General features: G+C 41.7%; 19 protein-coding genes. 12 read left to right on the top strand and 7 right to left on the bottom strand.

Features of this window, described 5'->3' with window-relative positions; translation table 11 throughout:
• Positions 1–109 precede the first annotated feature (109 nt).
• From rseP to tsaB, 6 genes are all read right to left on the bottom strand, one after another.
• Complete coding sequence (rseP, locus tag ACYRYG_RS10200; protein WP_293417550.1) at positions 110–1,489, bottom strand: RIP metalloprotease RseP; 1,380 nt, start codon at positions 1,487–1,489, stop codon at positions 110–112.
• Positions 1,490–1,542: 53 nt separating this feature from the next.
• Positions 1,543–2,709 carry a 1-deoxy-D-xylulose-5-phosphate reductoisomerase gene (locus ACYRYG_RS10195; protein ID WP_293417547.1) on the bottom strand — a complete coding sequence of 389 codons (1,167 nt, stop codon included), beginning with the start codon at positions 2,707–2,709 and terminating at the stop codon, positions 1,543–1,545.
• A gap of 102 nt (positions 2,710–2,811) precedes the next feature.
• Positions 2,812–3,330 (bottom strand): ribosome maturation factor RimM, encoded by a 519-nt coding sequence (rimM, locus tag ACYRYG_RS10190; RefSeq protein ID WP_460198081.1) that lies wholly within the window; start codon positions 3,328–3,330, stop codon positions 2,812–2,814.
• A 36-nt stretch (positions 3,331–3,366) separates the two neighbouring features.
• Entirely contained in the window at positions 3,367–4,677 is a 1,311-nt protein-coding gene (gene murA, locus ACYRYG_RS10185) for a UDP-N-acetylglucosamine 1-carboxyvinyltransferase (protein WP_293417544.1), read from the bottom strand.
• A gap of 4 nt (positions 4,678–4,681) precedes the next feature.
• Positions 4,682–5,290, bottom strand: coding sequence for a DUF4290 domain-containing protein (locus ACYRYG_RS10180; RefSeq protein ID WP_293417541.1), 609 nt, complete (start codon positions 5,288–5,290; stop codon positions 4,682–4,684).
• A gap of 137 nt (positions 5,291–5,427) precedes the next feature.
• Complete coding sequence (gene tsaB, locus ACYRYG_RS10175) at positions 5,428–6,120, bottom strand: tRNA (adenosine(37)-N6)-threonylcarbamoyltransferase complex dimerization subunit type 1 TsaB (protein WP_293423910.1); 693 nt, start codon at positions 6,118–6,120, stop codon at positions 5,428–5,430.
• A gap of 88 nt (positions 6,121–6,208) precedes the next feature.
• Between tsaB and ACYRYG_RS10170 the strand changes: the two genes are divergently transcribed.
• The 12 genes from ACYRYG_RS10170 (at position 6,209) to ACYRYG_RS10115 (ending at position 19,512) form a co-directional block, all read left to right on the top strand.
• Positions 6,209–7,084 carry a YicC/YloC family endoribonuclease gene (locus tag ACYRYG_RS10170; RefSeq protein WP_293417535.1) on the top strand — a complete coding sequence of 292 codons (876 nt, stop codon included), beginning with the start codon at positions 6,209–6,211 and terminating at the stop codon, positions 7,082–7,084.
• A gap of 173 nt (positions 7,085–7,257) precedes the next feature.
• Entirely contained in the window at positions 7,258–7,842 is a 585-nt protein-coding gene (gmk, locus tag ACYRYG_RS10165) for a guanylate kinase (RefSeq protein WP_293417532.1), read from the top strand.
• Between the two features lie 197 nt (positions 7,843–8,039).
• Positions 8,040–8,630, top strand: a complete 591-nt coding sequence (gene nadD / locus ACYRYG_RS10160; RefSeq protein ID WP_293417529.1) for a nicotinate (nicotinamide) nucleotide adenylyltransferase — start codon at positions 8,040–8,042, stop codon at positions 8,628–8,630.
• Positions 8,631–8,713: 83 nt separating this feature from the next.
• Entirely contained in the window at positions 8,714–10,597 is a 1,884-nt protein-coding gene (locus tag ACYRYG_RS10155) for a sulfatase-like hydrolase/transferase (RefSeq protein WP_460198080.1), read from the top strand.
• A 120-nt stretch (positions 10,598–10,717) separates the two neighbouring features.
• Entirely contained in the window at positions 10,718–11,839 is a 1,122-nt protein-coding gene (locus tag ACYRYG_RS10150; RefSeq protein WP_294077193.1) for an acyltransferase family protein, read from the top strand.
• A gap of 127 nt (positions 11,840–11,966) precedes the next feature.
• A complete protein-coding gene (locus ACYRYG_RS10145; RefSeq protein ID WP_293423906.1) occupies positions 11,967–12,977 on the top strand; it encodes an acyltransferase family protein in 1,011 nt (336 codons plus the stop codon).
• Positions 12,974–13,855 (top strand): decaprenyl-phosphate phosphoribosyltransferase, encoded by an 882-nt coding sequence (locus ACYRYG_RS10140; protein WP_460198078.1) that lies wholly within the window; start codon positions 12,974–12,976, stop codon positions 13,853–13,855. The genes ACYRYG_RS10145 and ACYRYG_RS10140 overlap by 4 nt, the downstream gene beginning before the upstream one ends.
• Before the next feature lie 23 nt (positions 13,856–13,878).
• A complete protein-coding gene (locus ACYRYG_RS10135; protein ID WP_293429369.1) occupies positions 13,879–14,475 on the top strand; it encodes an HAD family hydrolase in 597 nt (198 codons plus the stop codon).
• A gap of 2 nt (positions 14,476–14,477) precedes the next feature.
• Positions 14,478–14,909, top strand: a complete 432-nt coding sequence (locus tag ACYRYG_RS10130; protein ID WP_293417511.1) for a GtrA family protein — start codon at positions 14,478–14,480, stop codon at positions 14,907–14,909.
• Positions 14,910–15,067: 158 nt separating this feature from the next.
• Positions 15,068–16,522 carry a DUF6080 domain-containing protein gene (locus ACYRYG_RS10125; RefSeq protein ID WP_293417508.1) on the top strand — a complete coding sequence of 485 codons (1,455 nt, stop codon included), beginning with the start codon at positions 15,068–15,070 and terminating at the stop codon, positions 16,520–16,522.
• A gap of 59 nt (positions 16,523–16,581) precedes the next feature.
• The gene (locus tag ACYRYG_RS10120) at positions 16,582–18,051 is read left to right on the top strand and encodes a DUF6080 domain-containing protein (protein WP_460198077.1); all 1,470 of its coding nucleotides are present in this window, start codon (positions 16,582–16,584) and stop codon (positions 18,049–18,051) included.
• A gap of 99 nt (positions 18,052–18,150) precedes the next feature.
• On the top strand, positions 18,151–19,512 hold the full coding sequence (locus tag ACYRYG_RS10115) for a DUF6080 domain-containing protein (protein WP_460198075.1): 1,362 nt from the start codon (positions 18,151–18,153) through the stop codon (positions 19,510–19,512).
• A gap of 62 nt (positions 19,513–19,574) precedes the next feature.
• Here the strand turns inward: ACYRYG_RS10115 and ACYRYG_RS10110 are convergent, their stop codons facing one another.
• On the bottom strand, positions 19,575–21,017 hold the full coding sequence (locus ACYRYG_RS10110) for a lipopolysaccharide biosynthesis protein (protein WP_293417499.1): 1,443 nt from the start codon (positions 21,015–21,017) through the stop codon (positions 19,575–19,577).
• Positions 21,018–21,123: the final 106 nt, after the last annotated feature.

The following is a 21,123-nucleotide window of genomic DNA, read 5'->3' as shown; positions in this document are numbered from 1 at the left end:
ATATTAATAAAAAGAGAGAAAGAATTTACTCGTGATTCTTTCTCCCCTTGAACGATGCCTTTTTATTTATCATGAACAAAAGGCATGATATAACTTATAAGCAGTTTCGCTACATTACTCCGAGCCATCGTAGCACATCATTCAGGTTGGCTATGATCAGTAGTAATATTAATATTCCGATTCCGATTGCCTCAGCCCTGACCAGGAATTTTTCACTTGGCTTTCGGTGGGTAATGATTTCATAGAGCAAAAAGAGAACATGTCCACCATCGAGTGCCGGGATCGGTAAAATATTCATAAAGGCTAAGATGATACTTAGGAAAGCTGTCATTTTCCAGAACATATACCAGTTCCAGGTTGGAGGGAACAGACTCCCGATGGCTCCAAACCCACCGAGACTTTTTACTCCGTCAGCAGAAAATACATATTTCATGTCACCTACATAGCCTTTGAGCACGTCCCAGCCATATTTAATTCCAGCAGGGAAACTGGCAAAGAAGCTATAAGAAATATGGGTTTCCTTATATTGGTTGATTGTCGGGACATCAAAGATAACGCCGAGCTTTGCATCTCCAGTAAGTGTCACTTGAGTTGTATCGGGTGTTGTGCTACCTGCATGTTGAAAAACGATGGGGATAGTGAGGATGTTCACACTATCTTGATGGGTCATTCCCTTGTTGACATCTTGACTTTTTGCTTTTAATATATCTGTTACATCAAAAGTGGTCTCAACTTTCTTGCCGTTGATAGCCAGAATCTCATCCCCCTTTTTCATTCCTATCTTTTCTGCCGGGACACCCTTGGCCACACTATCGATTTTTGCAGGATAATAGGGTCTGACAAATTGTGGAGAGGCTTTTAGCATCTCCAGCATGTTCATTCCTCCAGGAAGGGAAATCTTAACTTTGTGCCCTTTACGCAGGACATAACAAGTCTTGGCTTTACTCAGATTACGGTATAAATCGGCATTGAAGTCTTTAAAGGTCCCACGGTCTGTCCCTAAAAGAATATCATGGTCTTGGAATCCGTATGCTTTAGCCTCTTTATTAAACTGGAATCCGTAGGTCATGTCTTTCGAAGCAATATAGGTATCTCCCCAATGAAACATGATCATTGAATAGATGAATAGAGCTACGATGAAGTTAACAAATACACCGGCTACCATGATAATGAGTCGTTGCCATGCTGGCTTACTGCGAAATTCCCAGGGCTGTGCAGGTTTATGCAACTGCTCTGTATCGAAACTTTCGTCGACCATGCCGGCTATTTCTGTATATCCGCCTAGCGGTAACCAACCTATTCCGTATGTAGTTTCACTGTTCTTAGGCTTGAATTCAAAGAGATGAAACCAAGGATCAAAGAAAAGATAGAATTTCAGTACACGTACTCCAAAGATCTTGGCTGCGGTGAAGTGCCCGAGTTCATGAAGTAGTACCAGGAGAGAGATTGACAGTATAAACTGGAGCAATCTGATCAAAAATACTTCCATTTTTTTTCTAAAAGAATTTTACTTATTGTTATTTTTGATATCAAGTTGTCTGATTAAGAAGAATGTTTCATGATTTCTGTGGCAATCTTTCGTGCTTCTTCATCAGTTCTTATATAGACGTCGTAGTCTGGCTGACGGTCAAAAGGAACCCTTTTCATCGTTTCTTCTATGATATCGGCCATTCCGAGAAAAGAACATTTTCCACGTCGGAAACCTGCATTGGCTATTTCGTTGGCAGCATTGAGAATACAGGGCATATTTCCTCCTCTTCGAATAGCTTCAAAGGACAGAGAAAGACATTTGAATTTATCAATATCTGGTGGAAAAAATTCAAGTTTACCAACTTGAATCAAGTCAAGCCGTTTTCCTTTTAAAGGTAGGCGTTCCGGAAAAGAAAACGCATATTGTATGGGCAGTCGCATATCTGGGACACCCAATTGAGCTTTGACAGCACCATCAACAAACTGTACGGCGCTGTGTACGATGCTTTGTGGATGGATGAGAACTTGTATTCGACTGGGCGGCACGCCGAAGAGCCATTTTGCTTCCATTACTTCAAAACCCTTGTTGATGAGAGAGGCAGAGTCAATAGTGATCTTTTCTCCCATATTCCAGGTTGGATGGTTCAGCGCCTCTTCTGCGGTCACCTTACAGAGTTGCTCTGGGGTATAGAGCCTGAATGGACCTCCAGAACAGGTCAGAAGAATCTTGTCGATTTGATTGTGATCTTCACCTACGATACTTTGAAAAATGGCAGAGTGCTCACTGTCAACCGGGAGGATAGGGGCGTGGTATTCTTTTGCCAGGTTACAGATCAGTTCGCCTGCAACAACAAGTGTTTCTTTATTTGCCAGACAGATTTTCTTGTGGGCTTTAATAGCATGTATCGTGGGCGTCAGACCCGCGAATCCTGTCATCGCTGCCAGTACCATGTCAATAGGACCTGCTTCGACGATCTCATCCAATGCTCTTTTCCCGGCATAGACCTTTATGTCCGGACGATCTGCAAGCATTTGCTGGAGTTGATCATAAAGGCTTTCTGTCGCAATTACTACAGCCGCCGGGTTAAATTCGCGAGCCTGTTCTGCCAGTTTCTCTACAGAATGATTGGCCGTAAGGCAATAAACTTCGTATCGGTCACTATGTTGCCGGATAACATCCAGAGCCTGGGTACCAATACTTCCCGTCGAACCGAGAATACATATTTGCTTTTTTTTCATTTCAATAGGATGTGATAACTACAACGGACAAATCTTATTTGAGGGTGAATCTTTCTGCGGGACAGCCGGATTCCCCTTGTTCTGGAAAAGATACTCTTTTCCCTAAAGGTCCAGAAGTCCATCGGGCAGATTGATGTGGATAGTATGCTCATCGGAATTAATATTCTTGATCAACTCTTCAGAAGCAGGGACAAGAAAATGTTTTCCTTCTGGAGTCTTTACCTTAAAGAGTTGATTTAATGTAGAATCATCGATTCCTTCAATCGTCCCAATCGTTTCACCAGTATGATTGTCGATCAGTTGATAGTGGGATAGACCTGTCCTTTTTAGAGGATTTTCAACCGCTCCTGCTATACTTTTGGGAAAGAAAACTTCTGTACCCGTCAATTCGCTGGCCTTATCCATTGTATCAATATCTTCAAATTTCAGATAAGCCGCATCTCCATTCTGAAAACGATAGTCTTCCACGAAAAAAGGAACAAGAATACCTTCTATTTTGAGGATGAGGTAATCAATATTGACATGATCAAATATATCATCCTCAAAAAGAAAGGTTATTTCTCCTTTCACTCCATGAGGTTTTCCCAGCCGTCCGATATAAAATACTTCATTTTCTTTCATGATGGATTTACTCCTCGTCTGATCTGTCGTTTTTGTCTATTCTACTACACGAGTAATTTTAGCACCTATATGATTAAGTCGTTGTTCTATATTTTGATAGCCGCGGTCAATTTGTTCTATATTGTCAATCCGGCTGGTACCTTTGGCATTCATAGCCGCAATCAGCAAAGCAATTCCTGCACGAATATCAGGACTGGCCATGCGACCGGCCCGCAGTTGTTTTTTCCGGTCCTGCCCTACAACGACAGCGCGATGAGGATCACAGAGGATAATTTGGGCACCCATGTCTATTAATTTATCAACAAAAAATAGGCGACTCTCAAACATTTTCTGATGAATGAGTACGGTCCCACGTGCCTGAGTGGCTACGACAAGAAGCACGGATAACAAATCTGGAGTAAGTCCTGGCCATGGGGCATCACTCAATGTCAGAATAGTTCCATCCAGGAAAGTGTCAACCGTATAGTGCCTCTGTTGTGGAATGATCAGGTCATCGTCTTCAATATTCATTTTTATACCAATACGACGAAAAGTATCAGGAATAATTCCCAGATTATGCAAGGACACATTCTTAATCCGTACCCCTTCTCCTACCATCGCCGCCATGCCGATAAATGATCCGATTTCAATCATGTCCGGAAGAATGTGATGGCTGGCTCCATGTAGGGTCTTTACACCTACAATTGTAAGCAGATTGCTCGCAATGCCACTGATACTGGCTCCCATGGCATTGAGAAGGTGACAAAGCTGTTGTATATACGGCTCGCATGCTGCATTATATATGGTGGTGGTACCTTCAGCCAGGACAGCTGCCATAATAATATTCGCAGTGCCCGTTACTGAAGCCTCATTGAGAAGCATATAGGTGCCCTTAAGCTTCTTGGCTTGAATTTCGAACGTATTACGGTTTTCATCATAAACAAACTTAGCTCCGAGGGCTTTGAACCCCAGGAAATGAGTATCTAGTCTGCGTCGTCCGATTTTATCTCCGCCGGGTTTTGCAATAGTCGCTTTTCCATAACGGCCAAGCAGAGGACCGATAAGTAAGACACTCCCGCGGAGTTTAGAGCATTTGCTTACGAATTCCTGACTTCCTAAATAGTCAAGATTGAGGTCATCAGACTGAAAAGTATAGTCATGCTTGCTATTCTGCGTTACTTTTACACCAATATCAGTTAAGAGTTTGATGAGATTATTGACATCTAAGATGTCCGGAATATTTTTAATTCTTACAGGAGCAGAAGTGAGAATGGATGCACAGATCACTTCTAACGCCTCGTTCTTTGCACCTTGAGGAGTAATCGTGCCTTTCAGCGTATGACCACCTTCGATGATGAACGATTCCATAGGCTTATTTTCTCTTTCTCTTATTATTATTGGTTCCTGCAGGAACTTTTGAAGGGATCCGGTCAAACTCGAATTTGCTGAGATCGAGTTGAACTTTCCCATCGGTATAGGTTGCCAGGTCCGAAGCTACTTTCTCATCATCACTCAGCCCATGACTCCACTGGACAAGGTCACGTTTCATCTGATTGGCTACGACCCTGGTTAGTTCATCACGTTCTTGACCAGGTTCCATTTCCTTCAATTTCTGAAAAGTCTCGAACATCAGACTGCCATAATGCCGTACAGGTATTTTCTTCATTGGATAGTGCAGTGGCTTTGGTTTTGAGGAAGCCATGTCTTCTGCTTCCCGAATGTCATAGGGATAGTCAATGTCCAGTTTGAATCCGCTCATTAAGGCCAGGTGATCCCATAATTTATGCTGATGATCCTCTGTATCCTGGCTCTCTGGATACATTCTGTCCATAATGACAATAATGGCTTCTGCACATTTCTGCCGTTCTTGGCGATCTTGGATCGTCATGGCATGATCAACCATATTCTGAACGATCCTTCCATATTCCGGCAGAACAAGTTTGCTGCGCTGAGTGTTGTAATCTAATCCTTCTAAATTCATTTTTACTACCTTAAGATAATTGTAATCTCTATATATGGACTACTTGGTATATGGACTACTTGCCCCTATGTAGGTGTTTGCCTTTTCCCGGCTATTATTGCATTATGGCTTTGTCGTTGAGACGTTATTACTTTATCTTACAATAATTTACGCGGTTTAGTGGCAATAAAGTCTTTCAGGTAAAAAGGTACAAAGTATGCTACATCTTCAAATTTTTGCTCGGCAATTCTTTTTTCTGCCAGGGGGAGCATATTTTTAGCTAAAGGCTCTACATTCTTGATCAGATGTGCATTGGGATGATGGATGATGTCCATACATTTGGAAGCTCCGTCACCAAAAAAATACACGGGCCTTTTATCTAAATATTCTTTGTAAGTATCCGAAGTAACTACGTTGGCTTGGATTTTTCTTACTTCTTTGAGAGAACGGTCGAAAATCTGAGAATAAACTTCCATTCTACGGGCATCAAGCATCGGGACCAATAGCGCATTTTCTTCTGGGATCATTTCTTGTAGAAGAACTGGGACACATAAGATTTCAAGTGTTGGAATACCGAGCAATTTGACGCCGCGCCCATAGCAGACGCCCTTAGCCATACTTGTACCGATACGCAGTCCCGTATAGGATCCAGGACCACTACTGACGGCTACTGCATCTAAAGGGATAGCATGATTATCCGTGAAAGATAAAGCTTCATCTACAAATATGCCCAATTTAATATTGTGATTCGAACCGCTATGATCTTCATCATTAAAAATGACTTTGCCGTCATCGCTAACAGCTACTGAGCACGATTTCGTACTTGTCTCAATGTTTAATATGCACGACATAGATAAAATATTTTCTTAATTAGGACGCAAAGTTAATCAATTTTCCCGATTTTTTTGTAGTTTTGCAGAAAATTAACGCTAACTAAGTATGATACAGTCAATGACCGGTTACGGCAAGGCGGTCGCAACCTATAAGGAAAAGAAAATTAATGTTGAGATTAAATCTCTGAATTCCAAGAGTCTTGACCTCTCCACCCGTATTGCTCCGATTTATCGTGAAAAGGAAATGGAAATCCGGCAGACTGTCGGTAAAGCTTTACAGCGTGGTAAAATAGATTTCTCTATTTGGATCGAACAGGATACCGTAGTGGAGGCGACTCCTCTCAATACTGCCCTTATTGATAACTATTATCAGCAAATTAAGGAGATTTCTAAGACTACCGGAATTCCGGAGCCCCATGATTGGTATTCTGTGCTGATCAAGATGCCGGATGTAACAACAAAACCGGATACAAATGATCTGGAAGATGATGAATGGTGCGTAGCTAAAGGGGTGATTGAGGAGGCTTTGCAGCATCTTATTGACTTTCGTAAACAGGAAGGCGCTGCCCTTCAGAAAAAGTTTACAGAGAAAGTCGATAATATCGAAAAGTTGCTTGCCAGCATTGAACCATACGAGAAAGCGCGTGTGCCTAAAATCAAAGAAGACATCATCAAGCATTTGAAGGAAATTCCTGAAGCCGAATATAATAATAATCGCCTGGAAGAGGAACTGGTCTATTATATTGAAAAACTGGATATCAGTGAAGAAAAACAGCGATTGACTAATCATCTGAAATATTTCAGAGAAACAATGAATGAGGATCGTCCTGTAGGGAAGAAGCTTGGTTTCATTGCTCAAGAAATGGGAAGAGAAATCAATACAACCGGTTCTAAGAGTAACCAGGCTGAGATGCAGAACATTGTGGTTAAGATGAAGGATGAGCTGGAGCAAATCAAGGAGCAGGTGCTGAACGCATTGTAATGTTGCGGACTTGTCTAGAGTAGAACCGTTTTATGTCTTTGATATTTGAATATTCGGTAAATATAGTATCATAAGGGCTCAACAGACTTATTTCTGTTGAGCCTTAATAATATTGACGGTAAGTTATATTCGGCGGAATTAATCACTGATTGATCATAATAATACGGATGATTATGAAACAAGGAAAATTGATTATCTTCAGTGCTCCCAGTGGAAGTGGAAAGAGTACGATCGTGAAATATCTCATGGAGAAGCACCCGGAGTTTCATTTGGCGTTCTCTATAAGTTGTACCAGTCGTGCACCTCGTGGAATGGAGAAGAATGGAGTGGAGTATTTTTTCTTGACTGTAGAGGAGTTCAGGAAGAAAATCAGTAAAGGTGAATTTCTGGAATATGAAGAGGTGTACCCTGGGCATTTTTATGGTACGTTGAAATCTCAAGTGGAGTCTCAGATGGCAAAGGGGGAGAATGTGGTCTTTGATGTAGATGTCAAGGGAGGATGTAACATCAAGAAATTTTATGGAGAAAGGGCCTTGAGCTTATTTATTCAGCCGCCTTCGATCGAGGAACTTCGCCGCCGCCTGATGAGCCGTCATACAGATGCTCCTGAAGTAATCGAACAGCGTTTATCGAAGGCTGGTTACGAATTGACCTTCGCTTCAAAATTTGATCATGTTATAGTCAATGATATTCTTGTAGATGCAGAACGTGAAACTTATGAAATCATTAATCGTTTTCTTAAGGGAACAGATCACTGAAACTGTAAAATCTGATATACTAAAATATCCGAATAAGAGGTATATGTCTTGTCTCGATGATTTATGATAGAAATTCAATTATTGAAAGAGTATCTGGTGATGAAGGAAGTTAGACGATCTTCAGGTTCACTTTTTTTATTTACCGGCCCGAATCCTGATATAAAGCATCTTGGGGGAATCCTTATAGGACAACTGACATGAAAAAAATAAAGACCGGAATTTACGGAGGTTCTTTTAACCCTATTCATAACGGACACATTCAATTGGCCCGTCAATTTCTCAAAGGAGCGGAACTGGATGAGGTATGGCTTATGGTCTCTCCGCAAAATCCATGGAAACGGCATGAAGCGCTTCTTGAGGATAGTAAACGCTTCCACCTGATGCAATTGGCCTTACAGGGAGAAAAGGGGCTGGTGGCTAAGGATTATGAATTCCATCTTCCGCGGCCATCCTATACTTGGAATACATTGCAGAAACTGAGTAAGGATTTCCCGGACCGATCCTTTACCTTACTTGTAGGAGGGGATAATTGGGCCTATTTTGACGACTGGTATCATCATGAGGATATTTTAAGAAACTATCCGGTATGCGTTTATCCTAGGGAGGGAATTAACATTAATGAAGGTACTCTACCGCCTCATGTCAGTCTCTTGCATGCTCCGCTCATTCATATCAGTAGTACGGATATCAGGCGTCGTATCCAGAATCATGAACCGATAGATGATCTTGTGCCTGAAATCGTAGCTGAGGAAATGGTCAGAGAGGGCGATTACCGGTATGGGATATAATCAGGTGATGCTATGAAAAACGAGAAATAATTTTGTCCTCTGCCTAAATTGAACTATCTTTGCGGCCAAATAGTGGACTCTCAATGAGATATTTAAAAAGGATTGCTCTTTTGATGGAAAAGTTTCTATATCCTCTTAAGGCAAATTCAGGATTTTTTGTGTTTATGTATATTCTTGGTGTGGTAAGTGCTTTTTGTGTGCTGCCGGATCATGCGGGAGCGCATGTAGCCACATCTATGTATACTGAACTCTTTCTTGACTTATATGTAGCATGCTGCATTTTGACGCTCATCCCTCTGAAAATACGCCGATGGATCAGAGGAATCCTGTATTTTATCCTTTATTTTACAGCTCTAGCCGATACTTATTGTTTTGTGGATTTTAGTTCCACCTTGAATCCTTCCATCTTGATGCTGGTAGGTGAGACAAATGGCAGGGAAGCCAGTGAGGCAATATCGTCATTGTTTTCCTTTGATCTTCTTTTTAGCAGAGTCGGATGGATCCTTCTGCTCTTATTGATCCATGTCTTTTATGCATGCCGGCATTTGATCTTAAAATTGTTCCCTCCTGCAGTAAAGAATAGTTTGAAGTGCTGGCAGAGAAAAATATTTTTGTGGGCTCCTGCCTCTCGTCCTATTTTAGGAACTCTTGCCTTTTTGTTCTTGATTTGGTGTATGGTTGCCAGTATACCTAATAAGGCAGCCACGGTCCGTCTCTTTTCCGGAAATACGATTGGGGAGGTTGAGCATACACTGACCGAACCGGATCATGCCCAACTTTATACACCTGTTTCCCGACTGGTGTTCAGTCTTTATGCCAATCATCTGGCAAGCAAACAACTGGGGCAATTGATGAAGGCTTCAAAAAGCATAAAAGTAGATAGTTGTGCTTTTACTTCTCCCAATATCGTGTTGATTATTGGAGAAAGTTATGGCAAAGTACATGCTCAACTGGATGGCTATTTCATGCCCACGACTCCTCGTCAGGTTGCTTTACGAAGATCGGGCTTACTGATAAATTATGATGATGTCGTCTCCTGCTGGAACTTGACTAGCTATGTCTTCAAGAATGTCTTTTCTATGCATGTCGTGGGAGAGAAGGGGGAATGGTGCGATTATCCGCTTTTCCCACAGATTTTCAGGAAGGCCGGTTATCATGTTACTTTCTTGACTAATCAGTTCCTTCCCAAGGCTCATGAAGAAGTCTATGATTTCAGTGGTGGCTTTTTCTTGAATCATCCTGCTTTAAGTCGTCAGGAATTCGATACCAGGAACTCTCAGTTGCATCAGTATGATGCGGGACTCCTTGAGGATTACGATCGGGATCTGAAAGACCGAAAGTTTAATTTTGATCCGAAGTCCCCAATGCGGCTGTCACATAACCTCATCATTTTTCATCTCATTGGCCAACATGTAAGCTATCGTGATCGTTACCCTCGTGACCAGACACATTTCTTTGCTTCTCAATATAATGATCTGCGTCCCAATCTGACCCCGAAACAACGCAAGATGCTGAGCTATTATGACAATGCCTGTTTATATAATGATTCTATTGTTAATCAGATTGTCAAGCGCTTTGCTCATCAGAATGCCATCGTCATCTATATGCCAGATCATGGTGAAGAATGCTATGAAGGTAATCGTGGTTTTATTTGCCGCAATCATTCATCTGCCATAGACTGGCCTTTAGCCCATTATGAATTTGAAATTCCTTTCTGGATCTATTGTTCTAAGGATTATATCCGGCATCATCCGGAGATATTCCAGGAAATAATGGAGGCCCGCCATCGTAAATTTATGACAGATGCCTTACCGGATATGCTGCTTTATCTGGCGGGTATCCATACAAAGTATTATCATGCAAAATATAATCTTTTGAGTCCGGAATATGATGAAAATCGCCCCCGTATCTTAAAGAATACAACTGACTATGATAAACTGAGACAGAGAGCTGCTGTGCATAACTGACAGGATGACTGTAAAGAGGGGGAATTGGAGATCATTTCAATCTGGCTATCCAAATGTGGAAATGAATTTCCTTTTTATAAAATGCAGAAAGTATAAAGGGTTAGGATTATAGAATAAGAAATGAGCGAATCGAATCATCAAGATAAAAGGGGATCGAAAGAAATGCTTTCCCGGGTAGAGTGTCAGGCTTTACGCGGACTTGCCATTATCGGCATATTCCTGCATAACTATTGTCATTGGTTACCGGGTATTGTTCGGGAGAACGAGTATCAGTATTTCCAGAATAATGTAGATTCGCTCAATCATGCGTTGTTGACCCCGGACATTAAGCTGCCGATTCACTTGCTTTCTTTCTTTGGACATTATGGCGTGCCAGTATTTCTCTTTTTGAGTGCGTATGGACTAGTAATGAAATATGAGCACAAGAGTGTCAGGCCCTTAGCCTCGTCAGTCAAACCTGTTTCCTTTATCCGCTATCATTTTTTGAAACTTTTCAGGATGATGGTGACCGGTTTCGTGGCCTTTATCATGATTGATGAGATAACCCCGGGAGCATTTCATTATCAAGTTGGAGGTATTATTGCCCAATTGGGACTTTTTAATAATTTTTTCCCTCATCCTGATCAGGTTATCTGGCCTGGACCTTATTGGTTTTTCGGAATGCTTTTTCAACTTTATGTCATCTACCGTTTGCTTCTCTATCAACGAAGTAATCGCTGGACAGTGATGGTGATGGCTCTTTCTGTCTTTGGACAATTCTTGTTTGATCCTGAGGGAGATGCTCTTAATTGGTATCGGTATAATTTTATGGGAAGTTTGCTTCCTTTTTGCTGTGGACTTCTTTTCGCCCGTAAGCAGGAACAGTTGATGTTTTGGCGGAATCGGGTAGGTAAAAGCCAGTTTGATTGGTCTGTATTGTTTTTGTCATTTGTTTTCAGTTATGTGTTTAGCCTCAATTTCTTCACATGGACTTTTGTGCCTGCGTTGGTTTGTGCTTTTAGTGTCGCGCTGGTAAAGGTGTTGAAATTGGATCACCGCAATATTGTTAATCGTGGCTTGGTTTGGATGGGGGAAATAAGTGCTGCACTTTTTATCTGTCATCCTATTACAAGGAAAATATTTATTCCGATTAGCCGGCAAGGAAATCTTTATACGGGTTTGTTCTTATATATTATCGCGAGTATCGGCTTGGCCTGGTTATGGAAGCAGTTGATGAAAAAAATTCCGAAACCTATTCATTGAGGGATATACCTTCATGGAAAGGGTAATTGTATCAGTGTTTACTTAATGACTTTATGGATTAAAATGTTTGGAATCTAACGGTCAAGGAGCTCCGGTATGTGAGAAGTACCAAATCATAATGAATAAGATGAAGTGGAAAGTAAAAGACATAGAGTTAGAAAACATCAGCCGTTATCGGGGCGAACTGATGGGAATGGCGATGCTTTTTGTAATTCTCTTCCATGTCGGGTTGCCACGTTATGACCAGTTTTTTGGCTTGAGAAGGATAGGGAATATAGGAGTTGATATGTTCTTGTTCTTGAGTGGAATAGGGCTATGGTTCTCCTGGGCTAAAGTACCTTCCGCAAGACATTTTTACCTTCGGCGCTTCATCCGGGTTTATCCTTGCTGGTTTATCATTGCTTGCTTGTTTTACATCCCCCGATTTCATGGTGGGGGCTTGCACGAGTGGCTCTGGCTGATAGGAGAAATAGGGTTCAATAGTGGGTTCTGGCTACATGATGAACTTTCTTTCTGGTATATCCCGGCCATTATGATGCTTTATCTTTTTGCACCACCTTATATGGAACTGATCAGACGGCATCCTATCTATCGCTGGTTACCGGTAGTTATGATCTTGTGGTGTATTCTCGTCCAATACATACCGCCTATTCATCATCTTGTAGGCCATCTGGAAATTTTCTGGAGCCGTGTGCCTATCTTCTTCATTGGAATTGATATGGGGGAAATGGTAAAGCAAAAACAAAAATTAGATGGCGCTTCTATCTGGATGATCTTATTAATGTTCTTGATGACTTTACTGTCAAGTGTCTTTCTTGAACAGAACTTGCATGGACAATTCCCCCTGTATGTGGAACGTATGCTCTATATTCCCTTGACAGTGACTACGATCCTTCTGCTTAACCGCTTGTTTCGCAGGACGCCGAAATGGTTTAATCTGTTTTTCCGCCAGGTAGGTGCATTGAGCTTGGAAGCTTATCTTATCCATCTGCATTTTGTCCTCGTGTATATTCCTGATTCTTTGAATTATTGGGAAACATTTCTTTTATGTATTGTCATTACGCTTCCCCTTTCTTGGATTTTACATCTTATTGTAGGATGGGTAACCCATATAATTGAAAATCGTATTCAGATATGAAAGATATTTTAAAATTGATAAGACCAGAGCAGTGGTTGAAAAATCTATTTGTTTTCATCCCTGTATTTTTCGGAGGTGCTCTCTTTGAAATCCGTGATTTGTGGGCTGCTGCTGTTGCAGCGGTTTCTTTTTGTTTTGCGGCTTCTTCTATTTATTGTTTCAATGATATTCAAGATGCACCAGATGATCGTCATCACCCTGAAAAGTGTCACCGTCCGGTAGCTGCCGGGACGATTAGTGTCCGTCATGCGTATGAAATGATGTTCCTTCTGTTCTTCTTCTCGATTTTGGTTCTATGGTTGTTACCGGATCATAGATTACAAACAGGGGCAGTTATTGTCTTTTATTGGCTCTTGAATTTAGCCTATTGTGCAAAACTAAAACAGTTTGCTATTATTGATGTATGTGTGGTCGCATTCGGTTTTGTGCTCCGGCTTTTTGCAGGAGGAAATGCGGCAGGTATCGAATTGAGCAAGTGGATCGTACTGATGACCTTTCTGATTACGCTTTTCATGAGTTTCGCTAAGCGCCGTGATGATGTGCTGAAAATGAAAGAAACTGGTAAAGCTCCGAGGAAGAATACGAGTCGCTATAATCTTACGTTTATCAATCAGTCGATTACCATAACGGCTTCGGTCACTCTCGTTTGTTATATTATGTATACGGTCAGCCCTGAGGTAATGATGCATTTTCATACGGATCACCTCTATCTGACAAGTGTTTTCGTGTTATTGGGACTTCTGAGATATATCCAGATTACCGTAGTGGAAGAAAAAAGTGGCAATCCTACTCAAGTCCTGCTCAAGGACCACTTTATCCAACTGGATATTCTGGCCTGGCTGGCAGCTTTTTTGCTGATTATTTATGTGTTTGGGTAGAGGAATCTTTAATGATATGTCAGATGGATAAGAAGAAAGTCTATTGTTTTGATTTTGATGGGACCTTAACGAGGAAAGATACGCTGATAGAATTTATCCGATATAGTAAAGGTGATTTCCAACTTTTGATAGGACTTTTGATTTACAGTCCATTGCTGGTTTTGATGAAGTGCCATCTGTATCCGAATTGGAAAGTCAAACAGAAGTTTTTTACTTTCTATTATAAGGGAATGTCCGCAGAAAAATTTAACCAGAATTGTCAGGCTTTCGCACATGATCGTTCAAATCTGTTACGTAAACGGGCCGTTCTTAAACTTCATGAGGCCTTATATCGTGGCTGCCAAGTTCTTGTGGTCAGTGCAAGTCCGGATCTATGGGTCCGGCCTTTTGTGGGGAATGGCCCTGTTGTGATCGGTACACAATTGGAAGTTATTGATGGTAGGATAACGGGACGGTTCAAAACGAAAAATTGCTATGGCCCTGAAAAAGTTAACCGTATTAAAGCTGTTTTGAAGGGACCCAGAGAGGATTATGAAATCTTTGCTTTCGGAGACAGCAGGGGAGATAGGGAGATGCTGAACTTTGCTGATCAGGGCTTCTTCAAACCTTTTAGAGATTAGGCATGGGAGTAAAAGATAAGTTAGATCTCTTGAAAAGAAAAGAGCATAAGAATCTTGACCAGATGATGCGCTTTTGCGTGGTTGGTCTTATTGCAACACTGATCCAATATGGTATTTACTGGATATTGATCCATTTGATGGGTATCTCGGGACATATTCATGTATGGTCAACAATTGCAATGACAATTGCCTATCTGGCCAGTTTCGTTTTCAATTTCTTTGCCAGTACTCGCTTTACTTTTCATGTAAGAGCCAATGCTAAACGAGGCGCTGGTTTTCTTTTCAGTCATGTTGTCAATTATTTTTTGCAGATGATTACCTTTAACTTCTTCCTGTGGATAGGGATGGGACGTCTGTGGGCGCCAATACCAATGTTTTGCATCTGTGTGCCTACTAATTTCTTGCTGGTACGTTTCTTCCTGACCCGTATATGAGAAAACTTCCTTCCTTAATCTTCCAAGGTCTATTTGCCTTTTCTTTTTGCTGCTTTTCTTTGTTACTCTTTTTCGTTGAAAAAATATCCTGTTTATTGGGGTAAATTTCTGCAACCTCGCTTTTTTTTGATTAAAAAGTATTAATTTTGCAGTCGTAAATGAAGAAATTACTGAATCTATTCAGAATCAGAAGGGAAGAAAGAGGACTGGCTATTATTGCTCTTTTCTTTTTTATTCTACTGAACACGTTGACGATCTGTAAATATTATGAGGTCTTTACGCCATTGCAAAATGACTATTGGCATCTGTTTATCAGTAAGTTTCACGTATCCGGTTTTGATCCGATCACTTATGATGTCGTCTCTCATTGGGAGGCACGCTATAACGTTTATCGGCATCCTTTGCTGGCGTTTGTCATGTATATTCCCTATTTGATCAACCGAGGATTGATGGCGATTACAGGCGTTAACTGTGCACAGTTTGTCGTTGCGGTTATGATAGTGTTCTGTGCATTCTATTCTGTTATTTTTATTTACAGGATTTTCCGGGAGGTGATTGAACTGGCTAAACCTGAGGCTATTTTGCTGACGGCTTTGCTTTTCTCTTTCGCCTATATCATGCTTTCAAGCATGGTCCCTGACCATTTTGTGTTTTCATTGTTTGCTCTGCTGCTTACGCTTTATCTTTCAGGGCGATTGATCAAGTCTGGGAAACCTATGAAGATGTGTCATACCATCCTTCTCTTTATCCTTACGAGTGGTATATCTCTGAATAATGGACTGAAGGTGTTCCTTTCCGGGCTTTTTGTGAATGGCAAGAAATTTTTTCACTGGAGCTATTTTTGTTTTGCGGTTATTGTGCCCGCAGTTTTGATATGGATATTCTGTTGTTTCGAGTACCGGTATTTCGTCTGGCCTGCAGAGACGGCCCGCCATGCTGCTATGGCAAAAAACAGGATGGAGAAAATAAAGCAGGATTCGGTGGCCCGTCTGGCATCGGCGTCTGCTCAGGATTCTCTTTTCCAACACTCTGCAAGATGTAAGGCTTCTGTTTTGGCTCGCTCTTCAATCCGAAAAGTCTCCGGTCCGTCTGAGAAGAAATCTCACAGACGGATACAGGGTGCTCCTATTTCCCAAGGTGAGTTCATGCGTTGGACGGATCTGACTACCAATCGTTGGCAAAGTGTGGTGGAAAATCTTTTTGGCGAATCAATACAGTTACATAAAAGTCATCTTCTGGAGGATGAGTTTATCAGTCGTCCTATGATCGTGCATTATCAGGAGAAATATCATTATGTGGTGGAATTTCTCTTGGTGTTATTATTTTTATGGGGAATATGGTGTGGGCGTCATTCCCGTTTTTTATGGTTAGCACTTAGTTGGTTCTGTCTGGATATGGTACTTCATTTGGGGTTGGGCTTTGGACTCAACGAAGTATATCTGATGACTGCCCACTGGATTTATGTCATGCCGATTGCTATCGGATACCTGATGAAGGCAATCAGTGGCAAAAGGAAGAAAATACGCTGGTCCATGTTCAGCCTTGTCGGAGCGCTGACAATATATTTGTTTATGTACAATGGTGAGCTTATTACTCAATATATGTTAGGCTAAGGGAACTGAAAATGATAAGGAGCTTCTTTGAAAAGAGTATTTAATTAGGTAACCATAAAATGGTTAAGATCTTGATGGGTAAAATGATGGAAACAGTATTGAAACACTTTGGCATATTTAAAATACGGAAGGAGGAGCGCTGGCCTACATTGGTCCTTTTGATGCTCTTGCTTTTCTTGAATTTTCTGTGTATACATCATTATTTTGATAATTTCACGTTGTTGCGTAGAAGTTATCGTTGGATCTTCATCCGGGATTTTCATGTTTCGGGTTTTGATCCGTTGACTTATATCACAGTTTCTTCATGGGGACTTTATTATGATGTTTACCGGCATCCTCTTCTTGCTTTTCTGATGTATGTTCCTTATGCAGCCAATCAACTTCTCATGTTGATTACAGGGATGAATTGTGCACAGTTTGTCGTTGCCGTCATTCTCGTCTTTGCTGGTATCTACTCTTTTATTTTCCTGTATCGCATCTTCCGGGAAATTATAGGATTGACAAGAGTTGATACGCTTATCCTGTCTGCACTGAACTACTCCTTTGCTTATGTGATGATTTCTCTGATGGTTCCTGATCATTTCGGCATATCTATGGCTTTGCTGACCTTTACGGTCTATATAGCGGGTATCCAAATGAAGTACGGGAGGCAACTGAAGATATGGCAGACCCTTCTGCTGTTTTTTGCAACTGCGGGGGTGTCCTTAAATAATGGAGTTAAAGTATTTATAGCAGCACTGTTCACAAACAAAAGAAACTTTTTTACTCCGAAATACTTCTTGTTGGCAGTCATTTTGCCCTCGATTTTTATTTTTGCTGTTGCTGTACTGGAAGACCAGTTGGTGATCGTTCCAGAGGGACAAGTCCATCTGGCCAGGCAAAAGCATTTTCAAAAGAAACAGGACGCAAAGACGGCCCAGCGTTTCCGGGATACGACTTCCTTGAGAAATCCGGAAGCAATAGAAGAAGGAGTCAGGACTCTTTTAGGTAAACAGAAGAGGCAACGCATTGTCAAAGCTGAAAATTCAGTGAGCTCGCGGCATACGGGAGAACCGATGGAGCACAGTGGATTTCTGAGTTGGACGGACATCTCTACATCCCGACTTCAAACTGCTGTAGAGAATCTTTTTGGTGAATCAATTCAGTTGCATAGTAGGCATCTGCTGGAGGATGTACTGGACTCACGGCCTGTTATTGTTCACTATTGTCATTGGTGGAATTACGCGGTGGAAGGCATGATTGTTTTCCTGTTTGGATTAGGGATCTGGAGTGGACGGAAAAACAGGCTAATGTGGATGGCTTTGAGCTTTTTCGCTTTTGACCTGTTTCTCCATTTGGGGCTCGGCTTCGGGGTGAATGAGATCTATATCATGAGTCCACACTGGCTCTTCATTATCTCCATCGTGATCGGCTGTTTGTTCAAGGTATTAAAGGGCAGGACAAGGATGGCTATGAGGACTTTGACGTCTCTTATCGTAACATCCTTATTCATCCATAACATTATGCTGATATATACTTATCTTTGGTAATGATAAGAGAAACTATATCAGGCAGGGTTATTAAAAATAAAGATCAAGGGGTTTGGATCTCGTGTTTGATTTGCCAGGTCTCTGCCGTAAATAATGATAATGGAAAGAATTGTCGGAATCTTTAGAATACGGAAAGAGGAACGCTGGCTTGCATTAATCATGCTTCTGGTATTTTCTTTCTTTAATGCCTTGGTGATATTCAGTCATTTCAGACTTTATACCACAGGCGTTCCAGGGGGATTTTATTCCATCTTCTATAAGCATTTTCAGATGTCAGGCTATGACTGTTGGTCCTGGATTACCACGTCTGGCATGCGTGTGCATTTCGAGACGGTCCGCCATCCTCTTTACCTTTCGTTGCTTTATCCTTTTTATTTGCTCAATCATTGGCTGATGGGAGTGACAGGGATCAATCTGGCCGTATTTTTCATTGCTGCTTTAAACATCGTTTGTGCTCTTTATGCATTCGTCTTTATGTATAGGGTGTTCCGTCAGGTTTTGGAATTAAATCAGTTGGATTCGACGATTCTTGTACTTTTATTGTTCTCTTTTGCTCATGTGCTGATACCTGCTATGGTGCCGGATCATTTTATCATTTCAATGATGCTGTTGACCTTTACGCTTTATGCAGCGGGGATGGAAATGAAGAAGGGCAAATTAATGTCTGTCAGCCAATCTTTTGTGTTATTGTTCTTAACGACAGGAATCTCTGTTACGAATGGGGCAAAGACCATTCTGGCCAACTTGTTTGCTAATGGCAGGAAATGCATTACACAGAAGTATGTGTTTCTTGGAATCCTCTTCCCTCTGATACTTCTGGCAGGTATACAGCGTTGTCAATATTATGCCGTAGAGGTTCCGCAGCAGGCCGCCGTCCATAAGATTGAGGTGGCTAAAATGGAAAAGGATTCTGTAAGTGTGATTAGACATCAGGCTGAACGTGACCGATGGTTGAAAACGCATGATGTCGTATCTTCCGGAAAGGGTCCTTTGTTGAGCTTGATGAATTTTACGACTCCTCGGTGGAAGACTCTGGTAGAAAATTTCTTCGGTGAATCGATTCAGTTGCATCAGCAGCATCTGATGCAGGATCTGTCCTGGAATCGCCCGATCTTTGTAGAATATGACTGGATAGTGAATTACATAGTAGAAGGACTGATCGTCTGCTTGTTTGTCTGTGGTATTCTTTCTGGAAGGCATTCCAGATTCATGCAGATGTCTTTAGCCTGGCTCGCCTGTGATGTGACATTGCATTTAATCCTGGGATTTGGAATAGGTGAAGTCTATATTATGGCCTCGGGGTGGATTTTTATTATTCCGGTGGCCATGGCTCATCTGATAAAAGGCTTGCAGGATAAGCCGAAAAAAATCTTGCGGGGAGTTCTGGTGGCCTTAACGGTGTACCTTTGGATTTATAATGGTATTCAGATTTCGGGTTATTTGCTTCGCGGGATGCAGTAGCCCAAGGAGGATTTAAAATTCATTTCTGTTGATTGAACGGGTGCCTATGTCCTGCGCATTTTCTACAAGTTCTTGTTTCGGTGAAATAAATAGTTCAGGCAGTCTTTCTGAATCTTTGCATGTGCCAGTCTCATTAACAAGTAATAAATGCCGGCAGCAATAATGACCTTTAAGATCAGTCTGATGATGAGGCTATGAAAAGTCATGGTGGAAATGTAAGCAATCCCTACGGCGAAGAGGGCAGAGAGCATGAACGGTATCGTGTCCTGGAGAAGGTTAAGGAAAGTATACCCTACGATTCTCTTTAGTGGCATTTGCCATATAATGGTCCAAAGCATATAAAACAGGGAGTATACGGCTATCATAGTAAGAATGCCATAACGGGCAAATGCCAGGATGATGGTGCATTGGACGATGATTTGAGCAATGCTCACCCACATGAATAAATCGGAACGGCCGTGGCTGATCATCAGATTCTGCAGGGGCAGGTATAATGGGGCAATGGCTCCGCTGACACAGAGGATCTGAAGGATAGGTATGCTGTCTGCCCATTTGTCTGAAATTAACAGAATAATGAATTCGGGGGCAATGACTGCCAGCCCGAACATGGCAGGAAAGGATAGGTAAGATGTGAAGCGCATCATTTTCCGTAGGACATTCAATTGTCGGTCCCCCTCATCTTGAATGGAAGAAAATACAGGTTGGGCAACTTGCGCAATCATGCCCGATACGGTAGAAGACGCCATTCCATTCCATTTGTTGGCCTGAGTAAAATTGCCTACTGTCTTAACCGGCAGAAGGCGTCCGAAGATGACGGTCAGGATATTGCTGCTGATCTGCCCGATAACGTTAGTTATCAAGATCTTACTGCTGAATCCGAACATCTTTCTTACTGGCTGGAAGTCAATGTGGAAGGAGGGCCTCCAGGGCATCAGAAAGAATTTACCAAGACTTTGCAAACCGACATAGATGAGTTGCTGCGTAACGATGCTCCAGTAAGCCATTCCATTGAGGGCCATGGTGATGCCTGCTATGCCTGATAAGGCAAGGACGGAAACTCTCAGTAGGGTGGTCTGCTTAATCATCAGGTTTTTGTACAGGTAAGCCTGTGGGACAATTCCTATTGCTGAGAGAAGAATGCACAGAAAATCTACTCTGGAGAGAAGGACTAATTTTGGCTGGTGGAAGAAGTCGGCTATCAGCGGTGCACAGAAAAAAAGGACGAGATACAGCAGAATACCTAAGAAGTTGCAAAACCAGAAAACAGAATTATAGTCGTTATCTGTTGCCCGTTTCTTGTTGGTCAGTGCTGAAGTGAAACCACTTTCCTGTAGGGTCGTGGCAATGGCACTGAAAATGGTCAGCATACCCACGAGTCCGTAGTCTGCGGGGAGCAATAACCGGGCCAGGAAAATGCCGATGATGGCATTCAGAATTTGCATGCAACCATTGTTCATGGCGGCCCAGAACAGACCTGATGCTGTTTTTTCTTTGAGAGAACTCATGGGATCTAATCAATAAATGATATGCAAAAGTAGTGTTTAATCATTGAATTTCAAAGAAAAAACAGTATTTTTGCACAAAAGAGCATCGCCTGGCCAAAGTGTATCT

It is taken from the genome of Segatella asaccharophila (assembly GCF_054687055.1).
This window is presented reverse-complemented; position numbering and strand designations above follow the sequence as displayed.